Origin of the sequence: Thermomonospora catenispora, assembly GCF_006363815.1 — a bacterium.
Lineage (GTDB): Bacteria > Actinomycetota > Actinomycetes > Streptosporangiales > Streptosporangiaceae > Thermomonospora > Thermomonospora catenispora.
Genome location: NZ_RRYT01000020.1, coordinates 90,943 through 102,255, shown reverse-complemented (window position 1 = coordinate 102,255; position 11,313 = coordinate 90,943). Strand labels below are relative to the sequence as shown.

Here is an 11,313-nt window from a genome sequence, read left to right as displayed (position 1 = left end):
ACGCGTTCACCGCCGCGCTGTGCCTGCGGCTGGCCCGCGGCGACGACCTGGTCGCCGCCGCCCGGCTGGCCGTGCGCGTCGGCGCCGCCGCCGTCCGCCGCGCGGGCGCCCAGCCCTCTTTCCCCACGCCCGCCGACCTGCCCTGACCGGCCCTCCCCGGCGCCCGTCGACTCCGGGGAGGGCCGCCCCTGCCGCCCCGGGCGCCGACAGGAGGAGCGGATGGTCCACAATGCCGGGAACGTTCCGTCTGCGATCAGGGGAGGGAAGCGTGGACCTGTTCGACCTGACCGGGAAGGTCGCCGTCGTCACCGGGGGCACCCGGGGCATCGGCATGATGATGGCCCGCGGACTGCTGCAGGCCGGGGCGCGGGTGCACATCAGCTCCCGCAAGCCGGACGCCTGCGCCGAGGCCGCCGAGGAGCTGTCGCAATACGGCGAGGTCAGCGCCATCCCCGCGGACCTGTCCACCGAGGAGGAGTGCCTGCGGCTGGCCCGTGAGATCGGCGAGCGCGAGCAGGCCCTGCACATCCTGGTCAACAACGCGGGCGCGACCTGGGGCGCGCCGCTGGAGGAGTATCCCGCCTTCGCGTGGGACAAGGTGCTCGACCTGAATCTCAAGGCCCCGTTCTTCCTGACCCGGGCGTTCCTGCCGATGCTGGAGGCCGCCGCCACCCACGACGACCCGGCCCGCGTGATCAACGTCGGCAGCATCGACGGGCTGCACGTCCCGCTGCTGCCGACCTACGCGTACTCGGCCAGCAAGGCCGCCCTGCACCACATGACCCGGGTGCTGGCCCGCGAGCTGGGGCCCCGCCGCATCACCGTGAACGCCGTCGCGCCCGGACCGTTCGAGTCCAAGATGATGGCCGCCACGCTGGAGGCCTTCGGGGAGCAGATCGCCGCGGCGGCGCCGATGCGGCGCATCGGACGGCCCGACGACATGGCCGGGGTGGCGATCTACCTGTCCAGCCGCGCCGGCGCGTACGTGACCGGGGCGGTGATCCCGGTGGACGGCGGGCTGGGCACCACCGTGTGACCTTCAGGCGCCCTCGGTGTGACCGTCCGGTGGATCACCGCGCCGCACCGGTTCGATACCGTCGAGATCATGCGACTCGGCGTGCTGGACGTGGGCTCGAACACCGTGCACCTCCTGGTGGTGGACGCGCACCGGGGCGCCCGGCCGCTGCCCGCCTACTCCCACAAGGAGGAGATGCGGCTCGCCGACCTGCTGGACGGCGACCGGATCAGCAAGGAGGGCCGCCGGCTGCTGACGTCCTTCGTCCGGGACGCGCTGCGCATCGCCGAGGACAAGGGGGTGGAGGACCTGCTGGCGTTCGCCACCTCCGCGGTGCGCGACGCCGCCAACGGCGAGGAGGTGCTCGCCGAGGTCAACGCCGCCACCGGGGCCGGTCTGCAGGTGCTGCCCGGCGAGGAGGAGGCGCGGCTGACGTTCCTGGCGGTGCGCCGCTGGTTCGGCTGGTCGTCGGGACGACTGCTGGTGATCGACATCGGCGGCGGCTCGTTGGAGATCGCCTCCGGCATCGACGAGGCCCCCGACGTGGCGATCTCGCTGCCGCTGGGGGCCGGCCGGCTGACCCGCGACCGGCTGGCCGGGGACCCGCCGGACCCCGAGCGGCTGCGCGAGCTGCGCCGCTACGTGCGCGCCGAGATCGCCCGCCACGTCGGCGAGGTGGCCCGGTACGGCCCGCCCGATCACGCGGTGGCCACCTCCAAGACCTTCAAGCAGCTCGCCCGCATCGCCGGCGCCGCCCCCTCCGCCGAAGGCCCGCTGGTCAAGCGGGTGCTGCGGCACGAGGACCTGATCGGGTGGAGCGAGAAGCTGGCCCGGATGACCGCACGGGAACGTTCCGAACTGCCCGGGGTCTCCCAGAGCCGCGCCCCGCTGCTGCCGGCCGGCGCCATCGTCGCCGACGCCGCCATGGACCTGTTCGGGCTCGGTGAGCTGGAGCTGTGCCCGTGGGCGCTGCGGGAGGGCGTCATCCTGCGCCGTCTGGACGCCATCTCCGCCGACCGCTGAAGGCGCCGCCCTCTCCGCAGGCGGCGCCCGGCTCCCGCGTGGAGGCGCGGCGGGCGCCCCCGGCCGGCCCGGCCTGCGGGCGCTCGTGAACCAACGGAGGGTCCGACACATCTATCGATGTGACGGCAAACACCGATATCGTCCGCTTGGTCCGCTGTGCGCCGGGCGGGCGGCGGACGGCTCCCGGGCCCGGGCGGAGAGGCGGATCGACCATGGACGACGGACGGCGGCGCGGGCGGGCGCTCGGTCCAGACGATCCGCGGCGCATCGGCGCGTACGCGCTGGAGGCCAGGCTCGGCGAAGGCGGCATGGGGACGGTCTACCTCGGCCGCCGGCCGGGCGGGCCGCCGGTGGCGGTCAAGGTGATCCGGCCCGAGCTGGCCGGGGACGGGGCGTTCCTGACACGGTTCCGCGACGAGGTGCGCAGCGCCCGGCGGGTGGCGTCGTTCTGCACCGCGCAGGTGCTCGACCACGGTGAGGACGACGGCCGCCCCTACCTGGTCACCGAGTACATCCAGGGGCCGTCGCTGCTGCAGCATGTCTCCGAGCACGGGGCGCTCACCCCCGGGCAGCTCCACGGCGTCGCCGTGGGGGTGGCCGCGGCGCTGCTGGCGATCCACTCGGCCGGCCTGGTGCACCGCGACCTCAAGCCCGGCAACGTGCTGCTGTCCCTCTCCGGACCCCGGGTGATCGATTTCGGCATCGCGCGGGCGCTGGACGCGGCCGACGTCCACACCCGGACCGGACAGGTCATCGGGAGTCCCGGATGGATCGCCCCGGAGATGATCCTCAACCGGCCGGTCACCCCCGCGGCGGACGTGTTCGCCTGGGGCTGCCTGGTGGCGTTCGCCGGGAACGGCCGCAACCCGTTCGGACACGGCACCTTCCAGGTGATGGCGGCGCGCGTGGTGCACGCCGAGCCGGAGGTGGGGACGCTGCCCGAGCCGCTGGCCTCGCTGGTGCGCCGCGCCCTGGCCAAGGACCCCGCCGCCCGCCCCACCGCGCAGGAGCTGCTGCTGTCGCTGGTCGGCGGGAGCGGCGAGTCGGCGGCGGCCAGCACCGTGGCCGAGGCGTGGGGCGGCACGCCGCCCGAGGAGGAGGAACGGTCCGCGCCCGCGGGCGAGACCGCCGCCGACCCCGAGACCGTGCAGACCGCGACCGGGCGTCAGGCCGCGGCGACCGTCGCCGACACCCGGCCGGCGCCCTCCCCGCAGCCGCCGCCTCCCGAACCCCGTCCGGACACCGACCCCTCGCCGTCGGCCGAGCCCACCGCGCCCGCCGGCCGAGAAGGGGACGCCGGGCGCCCGCCGCGGCGCCGGATCCCGGCCCTCGTCGCCGGCGCGCTGATCGCGGCGGCCGGACTGGCGGCGGCGATCCTGATCCCCGACGGCGACGGCGGCGAGACCGCCTCCTCGGGACCGCCGGACGACCCGATGCTGGTCCGGATCGACTTCGCGCCCGGCTGGGCCGAGGAGTGCCACGCCCGGGTGGGCCGGCTGACACCCGGCCCGACCGTCGCCCAGGCCCGGCCGATCCTCCAGGGCGAGGGGTGCGACGTGCTGCCGCGGTGGTCCCCCGACCGGGACCGGATCGCCTTCACCCGGTGGCGACCGGGCGCCGACGCCTCCGAGGTCTGGGTCATGAACGCCGACGGCAGCGGGCTCCGCCGCGTCGGGCCGGGGGTCGTGCCGCGCAGCCGCGTGGCCTGGTCACCCGACGGCCGGCGTCTGGCGGCGATGGTGAAGGTCGACGGCGTCCCGCAGCTCCACGTGAGCGAGGTGGCCACCGGACGCACCGTCCAGCTCACCCACGACGAGGCCGCCAAGGACGACCCCGCCTGGTCCGCGAACGGCAAGATCGCGTTCTGGAGCAGACGGGACGGCACCCGCCAGATCTACTGCCTGGACCCCGACAAGCCCGACAAGGGCTGGACCAAGCTGACCGACGCCCCCCACGGCGCCGCCGACCCGGCGTGGTCGCCGGACGGCGATGAACTGGCGTTCACCCTCATGAACGGCGAGGGGAAGGCCGCGGACATCGCCGTGATCGACGCCGACGGCTCGAACCTCCGGCGGCTCACCGCCGACCCCGCGCACGACATGGACCCGACCTGGTCTCCGGACGGGAAGTGGCTGGCGTTCGTGCGCGGTCCGATCGCCACCCCGCAGATCTACGCGGTGCCGGTCAAGAAGGGAGAGGCCGGCGCCCGCCCGCTCGGACCGCCCGGAGTCGGGCATCCCGCCTGGTCCTGATCCCGCCGGGCCGGCCGCCCCGTCCCGGGACCCCGATCGTTTCCGCGAACCGTTCGTACGCTCCGTGATGCTCTGATCTCATAGAGGAGTGTTCGGTCCGGGGGCGCCAGGCCACAGGGGGGAGACGCATGACGGTCGATTACGCGGCCATCGCACGAGACGACCGGTTCCGGGCGCTGCGGGTGCGGCACCGCGCGCTCACGCTGATGACGGCCGTGCTGGCGCTGGGCTGGTATCTGGCGTACGCGCTGTTGTCGGCGTTCGCCGGGGAGCTGATGGAGCGGCCGGTGCTGGGGGAGTTCAACGCGGGACTGACGCTGGGGCTGCTGCAGTTCGCCGTCCCCTGGCTGCTGGCGGCGCTGCACGCGCTCTACACGCGGTTCGCCCTCGACCCCTTGGCCGATGAGCTCCGGGCGGAGGCCGGGCGCGCGACCACCGCGCGTCTGCCCGTCGTGCCGCCGACGCCCCCGGGGCCGCCGGCCGCCGAGCGCGCGCCCGCCGTCCCGGCCCCGCGGCGCCGTTCGCCCTCGCCCGTCTCCGGGCTGCGGCGCGACGCGGTCTCCGGGGAGTGGACCGACCTGGGCCGCCCCGTGCCGAGGCGCACGAGCCGATGAACCCCCCGGCCACCGCGGACGACGGCGGGCGGGTGCTGACGCTGGGGCTCTTCCTGGCCTTCGCGGTGATCACCGTGGGCGTCGCCGTCCGGGCGCGGCGCGGCGCCCGGGACGCGGAGGGCTTCTTCGCCGGGGACCGATCCTTCTCCGGCCCGCAGAACGGGCTGGCCTTGGCCGGCGAGCACTTGTCCGCCGTCTCGCTGCTGGGCGTCGCCGGGATCATCGCCCTGTCCGGCTACGACGGCTTCCTGTACGCGATCGGGTTCCCGGCGGCCTGGACGCTGACCCTGCCGCTGGTCCGGCAGATCCGCAACGCCGGCCGGTTCACCCTGGCCGACGTGGTGGCGTACCGGATGCGGCGGCCGTCGGTGCGCATCGCCGTCGCCGTCTCCACCCTCACCGTCTCGGGGTGCTGCCTGCTGGCGCAGATGGCCGGCGCGGGCGCACTGGCGACGCTGCTGCTCGGCGCGCACTCCGGCGGCTCCCTCGGCGGCGTGTCCGCCGACGCCGCCCGTGCGGCCGCCGTCGTCGCGGTCGGGCTGCTGACGGTCTGCTGCGTCGCCTGCGGCGGCATGAAGGGCGCCACCCGGGTGCAGATCCTCGGGGCGGCGCTGCTGATGGCGAGCGCGGCGGTGATGACGGCGCTGGTGCTGGCCCGGTTCGGGTTCGACGCCGGGGCGATGCTCGGCGCGGCGGCCGAGGCCAGCGGGCACGGCGACGACTTCCTGGAGCCCGGCCTGCGGCACGGCCGGGAGGAGGACGGCGACCCGGCCGCCGTCCTGCTCGCCGGGCTGGACTTCCTCAGCCTGGCGCTGGCCCTGGTGCTCGGCACCGTCGGGCTCCCGCACGTCGTGGCCCGCCTCCTCACCGCGCCCGACGGCCGGGCCGCCCGTCGGTCGGTGCACTGGACGATCGGTCTGGTCGGCGTGTTCTCCCTGATGACGTCGGTGCTGGGGTTCGGCGCGGCCGCCCTGGTGGGCCCGCGGGCCGTCGCCGCCGCGGATCCGGCTGGCGGCACCGCGGTGCCGCAGCTGGCCCGGGCGCTGGGCGGGCAGGTGGGCGGCCCGTCCGGCGGGGAGGCGCTGCCGGCGCTGGTGGCGGCGATCGCGCTCACCGCCCTCGCGGCGGCGGCGTCCGGGCCGATGATCGCCTCGGCGACCTCACTGGCGCACGACCTCTTCGGGCATGCGCTGATGGACGGCAGGCCCCGGGAGGCCCAGCAGGTCGCGGCGGCCCGGGCGGCGGCGCCGCTGATCGGCGCGGCGGCGGTGACGACGGCCGTGTTCGCCCGGAATCTGGACGCGGCGTTCCTGGTGGCGCTGGCGTTCGCGATCGCGGCCTCGGCGCATCTGCCCGTGCTGGTGCTGGCGTTGTGCTGGCGGCGCTTCACCGCCACCGGCGCGGTGTGCGGGATCTACGGCGGGCTGGCGGGGGCGCTGCTGCTGGCGGCGTTCTCCCCGGCGGTCTCCGGCAAGACCGACCCGGTCACCGGGCGGAGCCTGTCGCTGCTCCCGGCCGGGGTGGACTTCCACTGGTTCCCGTTGGAGAACCCGGCACTGGTGTCGATCCCGTTCGGGTTCCTGTGCGCGGTCGCGGGAGCGCTGCTCGGCAGGGAGAAGGCCGACCCCGCCCGGCACGCGGAGCTGTCGGTCCGCTCCCTCACCGGGATCGGTGCGCGCTGACCCGGCGCGGATCCGGCGGACCGCCCCGCCGGATCCGCGCCGGGTCAGCCCGGGCCGCGGGGCAGCACGGCGACGGGGCAGGGGGCGGCGCGCAGCACCTTGAGCGCCGTCTCGCCCAGGAACACCCGATGCACGGCGGCGTCCTCGCTGCTGGCGCACACCAGCAGCTCGCCGTCCAGCCATTCGGCGGCCGCGAGCGCGGCGGCCACGTCGCGCCCCGGGGCCAGCTCGGTCTGCACCGCATCGGGGTCCAGCCCGCCGGCCTCGACGGCCAGCGGGACCGCCAGCGCCAGGTCGTCGCGCAGCGCGTCCCGGTCGGCGTCGTCCAAGGCCAGGGTCAGCAGCCGCAGCGGAACGCCCAACCGGTCGGCGGCGATCGCGGCGCGCTCCACCGCCTCGTCGCACTGCGGCCGGTGCACATAGCCGACGGTGATGCGTTCCAGCCGTTCCGGGGGACGGTGGCCGGAGGGGGTGAGCAGCACCGCTTCCGAGGAGGCGTGCAGCAGATGGTCGGCGACGGCGCCGACGGCGATCTGTCCGCGGGCGCCTCCGCCGGCCGAGCCGATGACGATCAGATCCGCCCCAGCCTTTCCGGCCAGCACGCTCAGCCCGCGGCCGACCCCTCGGCTCTCCTGGACGACGAAGTCGGCGGGCTCCCCGTCGAGCACCGCCGCGGCCCGGCGCAGCGTGTCGGCCGCCTCGCCCGCCGCGCCGACCCGGCCGGGCGGATGGACGGCGGCGACGGTGAGCCGGCCGCCGGTCAGCGCGACGATGGCGCGGGCCAGCGCCAGCGCCTCGTCGGCCTGCTGGTCGGGGACGTACCCGACCAGCACGTGCGCACCGATCATGCGGGAGGGCATTCCCGGGAGCCCCGCGGTCATTCACCCGCCGCCGACCGACTCCGGTAAACACGCTTTGTGGCAGGTGACACGGTTTTCCCGGACGGCGCGGACGGCCGGCGGGAGGGCAATCCGAAACACCGCCTCGGCGAACCGGTAACTTGACACACAACACGATATTTCTGTGATGAAGCCTCGATCTGCGACGTTCGGTGTGTTTATCCTGTGGTCAGGGTCACAGCCGTCAGGCGGCGACGAATCCGCCATCACCCAGGGAGCCCGCGCCGGTGCTTGTATCCGACTCCCCGCAGGTGCCGGTCGAGACCGTCAACTTCCATCTGTGGCAGCCGTGCAACATGAGCTGCCGATTCTGTTTCGCCGCCTTCCGTGACGTCCGGCGCACCGTGCTGCCGGAGGGGCATCTGCCGCGGCGCGACGCCGAACTGGTCGTGACCCTGCTGGCCGAGGCGGGATTCCGCAAGCTCACCTTCGCCGGCGGAGAACCGCTGCTGTGCCCGTGGCTCGTCGACCTGGTGACGCTGGCGCACCGGCTCGGCATGGTCACCTCGGTGGTCACCAACGGAAGCCTGCTGGACGAGGCGATGCTGCAGCGGCTGCGCGGCGTGCTGGACTGGATCGCCGTCAGCGTCGACAGCGCCCGCCCGCGGACGCTGCGCGCGCTCGGCCGCGCCACGGCGGGCCGCGTCATGACGCCCGCCGAGTATCTGACGCTGTGCCGTCGCATCCGCGAGCTGGGCTTCCGGCTCAAGGTGAACACCGTGGTGACCGCCCGCAATTGGCGCGAGGACATGGTCGACTTCATCATCGCGGCCCGGCCGGAACGGTGGAAGGTGTTCCAGGTGCTGCCCGTGGCCGGGCAGAACTCGGGTAAAGTCGAACCGTTGTTGGTCACCCCCCGACAGTTCGCCGACTTCGTTTCCCGCAATCTCCGCGTGGAGTCGGCGGGAATCCGGCTGATTCCCGAGGACAACGACGTGATGCCCGGCAGTTACGCCGCCCTCGACCCCGCCGGACGGTTCTTCGACTCGGTCGATCCGCGCGGGTACACCTACAGCGAGCCGATCCTGAAGGTCGGAGTGCACCGCGCCATTTCCCAGGTGCGGATCAGCCGGGAGAAGTTCCTGGCCCGCGACGGCCTGTACGGCCTGCCGCTTCCCGCGCCCGCCGCGGCCGAGGAATCGGGCGGCCGATGAGCGTCCCCGAGCTCCGGCGGCCCGCCCCGCCCGGCGGATCGCCCGACGCCCGACCCGTCCTGGTCGATCTGGTCCTGCTGGACGCCGACGGCGAGCACATGCTGGTGCACGACGTCGGCGGCCGGCTGACCCCTCCGCGCCTCACGGCGGCCGGCGACCCGCCCGGACACGACCCGCAGGAGCTGAACGCCCTGGTGCGCGAGCTGGCCGCCCGGCATCTCGACGTGGAGATCGAGCCGCTGGGACTGCTGGACGCCGCCGTGCGGACCGACCGGCACGACGGCGCGGCGCACCTGACGGTCGCCGCGGTGCTGCGCGGCGACCCGCCCGATGACGCGGGGCGGACGGGCCTGCGGCCGCTGCCGGTCGCCGACCTGCGGTCACGCCGCCGCGACCTGCACCGCCCCGAGCACTTCGAGGCCGCCCGCGACTGGCATCGCGCCGCCCGGAGCGCGCCGGGACTGGCCGGCCGGATCGAGGACGCCCTGCACCGGGCGGCGGCGTTCGTGGAACGCCGCCGCACCGTCGAATCCGGCCGCTGGGGCTGGGATCAGTACCTGCAGCGACGCGGCTCGATCGGCACCATGTCCACCGCGCACGGGGTGCTGATCAGCCTGCACGGCGCCCGCGACCGCGCCGGCGAGCAGGTCGAGCGCGGCCTGGAGACGCTGCGCGGCATGCAGAACGACGACGGCGGCTGGCAGATCAAGTGGTCGCTGGTGGGCGGCACCGCCGATGTGTCGATCACCGAGAGCACCTGCGCCTGCCTGTGGGCGTTCCACGAGGCCCGCCGCGGCCCGGGCGTCGAAGAGGCCGTCGACCGCGGGCTCGCCTGGCTGGAGCGCCGGCAGCGGCAGGGCGGCTGGGCCTCGACCGGCCTGGACGAGGGGCGCCCGCTGGTGTTCCCGACCGCGTGGGCGGTGCGGATGCTGGCCTGCCACGGCCGCACCGAGGCGGTACGGCAGGGCGTGCAGTGGCTGCGGGCCGCCCAATGCCCGGACGGCGGCTGGGGCGCCACCAGCGCGGCCGACGACGGGACCGTCTCCTCCTCGCCCGCCTACACCGCGGCCGCCCTGCTGGCGCTGTGCCGGGCCGGGATACCGCCCACCGACCGCACCGTGGCGTCCGGGTGCGAATACCTGCTGCGGACGTTCCGGCACGACCGGCCCGAGCCGTGGGAGCCGACCTCGTTCACCACCCCGGTCGACCCGCAGCGGCCGGTGCACATGGACTTCCGGCATTTCGCCACCCCGTGGGCGCTGGCCGCGCTGTGCGAATGCGGGTACGACCTGAGCCACCCGGTGGTGCTGTCGGCCACGCTGCGGCTGCTGGATCTGGAACGCCCCGGCGGCGGCTGGCGGTCCACCCTCACCGCCCCCGACGTGACCCCCATCTGGGCGGTGCACGGCGCGGTGTTCGCGCTGCGCACGGTGCTGGACACCGGCGCCCGCGACCTGGCTCCGCTGGTGCTCAGCCGTCATCGCGAGGCCGAACGGGCCGCCCTGGCCCGGCTGTCGGGCGGGCTGGTGGGCCACGCCCGCGCCGTCGAGCGCCGGCGCACCTGGCGGCACCGGATGACCACGATGTGGCTGGCGCTGCTGACGGTGACGGTGCTGCTGCTGGTCCTCGGCCAGCTCGGGGTATTGGAGCATCTGCAGTCCCCGTCCGGACGCGACAAGCTGCTCGCCGGGGCGACCACGGTGCTGGTCACCGTGCTCGGAGCGCTGGCGCCGGCCGTCCTGGCGGAGGAATATCGAATAAGGCGCAGCCGGGGCCGGGACAGGGAGACTCCCCCATGAACGTGATCACCGACGGACACGCCGCCGCCTGGACGTCGCAGTTGTCGGCCGCCCGCAGGGCCGTCGCGGAGGCGGGCGCGGCCATCCGCGACCAGTTCGGGCAGCGGTTCATCAACGCCTACAAGGGAGCGCACGACGTCCAGCTGACCGCCGACCTCATCGCCCAGAAGGTCATCGTGGACGAGCTTCGGGACGCCTATCCCGGCTACGGGATCGTGGCCGAGGAGGACGGGCTCGGCCGGTGGGGGGACGAGGAGTTCCTGTGGGCGGTCGACCCGTTGGACGGCACCAACAACTTCGGGTACGGCATCGCGCACTGCGCCCTGGCGATCTCCCTGTTCCACGACGAGGACGTGGTGCTGTCGGTCGTCGCCGACCCGCTGACCGACCGGACCGTGCACTGCGTGCGGGGCGGCCGGCTGGAGCCCGCCCCCGTCCCCGCCGCCGCGGTGCCGCTGCACCGGGCGACGCTGTCCCTGGTCACCGGATACGCCGAGGACGGCCGCGCCTGGGGTCACGGCTTCGCCGGGTGGATGAGCGAACGCTGCAAGCGGGTGGTCAACATGTGGGCGCCCGCGCTGGACCTGGCGCTCATCGCGTGCGGGGCGCTGGATGCGATGGTGTGCCGGGACGCCGCCCTGCTCGACGTGTGCGCCGGCATGTTCCTGGTCGCCGAGTCCGGCGGCCATGTGCTCGGGATGGACGGGGAACCGCTGACGGCGCGCCGCTCCATGCACGAGCGGCCGGTGTCGTTCGTCGCCGCCCGCAGCCCCGTCCTGGCCGCCGAGCTGCTGGAGCGGGTCCGCGCCTATGACGCGCTCCACCGGCCTGCGCATGAGAGGGCCGTGGCCGGGTAGACCCTGCAGGTCGTCGCA

General features: G+C 74.9%; 10 protein-coding genes. 9 read left to right on the top strand and 1 reads right to left on the bottom strand.

The features are described 5' to 3' along the window. From EIO00_RS16595 to EIO00_RS16570, 6 genes are all read left to right on the top strand, one after another. A partial coding sequence (locus tag EIO00_RS16595; RefSeq protein WP_277752889.1) for a PfkB family carbohydrate kinase occupies positions 1-146 on the top strand: 146 nt, incomplete at its 5' end. Between the two features lie 122 nt (positions 147-268). Continuing rightward, on the top strand, positions 269-1,036 hold the full coding sequence (locus EIO00_RS16590; protein WP_140179960.1) for an SDR family oxidoreductase: 768 nt from the start codon (positions 269-271) through the stop codon (positions 1,034-1,036). A 69-nt stretch (positions 1,037-1,105) separates the two neighbouring features. Then, positions 1,106-2,038, top strand: a complete 933-nt coding sequence (locus EIO00_RS16585; protein WP_140179958.1) for a Ppx/GppA family phosphatase — start codon at positions 1,106-1,108, stop codon at positions 2,036-2,038. A 212-nt stretch (positions 2,039-2,250) separates the two neighbouring features. Continuing rightward, positions 2,251-4,290 carry a protein kinase domain-containing protein gene (locus EIO00_RS16580; protein ID WP_140179956.1) on the top strand — a complete coding sequence of 680 codons (2,040 nt, stop codon included), beginning with the start codon at positions 2,251-2,253 and terminating at the stop codon, positions 4,288-4,290. Positions 4,291-4,418: 128 nt separating this feature from the next. Beyond that, entirely contained in the window at positions 4,419-4,904 is a 486-nt protein-coding gene (locus EIO00_RS16575; protein WP_140179954.1) for a DUF485 domain-containing protein, read from the top strand. Beyond that, on the top strand, positions 4,901-6,586 hold the full coding sequence (locus EIO00_RS16570) for a solute symporter family protein (RefSeq protein WP_140179953.1): 1,686 nt from the start codon (positions 4,901-4,903) through the stop codon (positions 6,584-6,586). The genes EIO00_RS16575 and EIO00_RS16570 overlap by 4 nt, the downstream gene beginning before the upstream one ends. A 44-nt stretch (positions 6,587-6,630) precedes the next feature. On the opposite strand, the gene EIO00_RS16565 is transcribed toward EIO00_RS16570, so the two are convergent. Continuing rightward, on the bottom strand, positions 6,631-7,434 hold the full coding sequence (locus EIO00_RS16565) for a universal stress protein (protein ID WP_140179951.1): 804 nt from the start codon (positions 7,432-7,434) through the stop codon (positions 6,631-6,633). Between the two features lie 278 nt (positions 7,435-7,712). Here EIO00_RS16565 and EIO00_RS16560 point away from each other — a divergent pair, with 278 nt between their 5' ends. From EIO00_RS16560 to EIO00_RS16550, 3 genes are read left to right on the top strand one after another with little or no spacing between them, the layout of a single operon-like run. Continuing rightward, on the top strand, positions 7,713-8,639 hold the full coding sequence (locus EIO00_RS16560; protein WP_140179949.1) for a viperin family antiviral radical SAM protein: 927 nt from the start codon (positions 7,713-7,715) through the stop codon (positions 8,637-8,639). Further along, positions 8,636-10,438 carry a prenyltransferase/squalene oxidase repeat-containing protein gene (locus tag EIO00_RS16555; protein WP_140179947.1) on the top strand — a complete coding sequence of 601 codons (1,803 nt, stop codon included), beginning with the start codon at positions 8,636-8,638 and terminating at the stop codon, positions 10,436-10,438. Before EIO00_RS16560 ends, EIO00_RS16555 begins: the two co-directional genes overlap by 4 nt. Continuing rightward, positions 10,435-11,295: an inositol monophosphatase family protein gene (locus tag EIO00_RS16550; RefSeq protein WP_140179945.1), complete on the top strand. Its 861-nt coding sequence runs from the start codon at positions 10,435-10,437 to the stop codon at positions 11,293-11,295. Before EIO00_RS16555 ends, EIO00_RS16550 begins: the two co-directional genes overlap by 4 nt. The last annotated feature ends 18 nt before the right edge of the window (positions 11,296-11,313 follow it).

Bases quoted from the DNA above. Each gene is read 5' to 3' on its own strand.
- EIO00_RS16555 (WP_140179947.1), top strand. From the start codon at position 8,636: ATGAGCGTCCCCGAGCTCCGGCGGCCCGCCCCGCCCGGCGGATCGCCC.
- EIO00_RS16550 (WP_140179945.1), top strand. From the start codon at position 10,435: ATGAACGTGATCACCGACGGACACGCCGCCGCCTGGACGTCGCAGTTG.
- EIO00_RS16570 (WP_140179953.1), top strand. From the start codon at position 4,901: ATGAACCCCCCGGCCACCGCGGACGACGGCGGGCGGGTGCTGACGCTG.
- EIO00_RS16580 (WP_140179956.1), top strand. From the start codon at position 2,251: ATGGACGACGGACGGCGGCGCGGGCGGGCGCTCGGTCCAGACGATCCG.
- EIO00_RS16585 (WP_140179958.1), top strand. From the start codon at position 1,106: ATGCGACTCGGCGTGCTGGACGTGGGCTCGAACACCGTGCACCTCCTG.
- EIO00_RS16575 (WP_140179954.1), top strand. From the start codon at position 4,419: ATGACGGTCGATTACGCGGCCATCGCACGAGACGACCGGTTCCGGGCG.
- EIO00_RS16565 (WP_140179951.1), bottom strand. From the start codon at position 7,434: ATGATCGGTGCGCACGTGCTGGTCGGGTACGTCCCCGACCAGCAGGCC.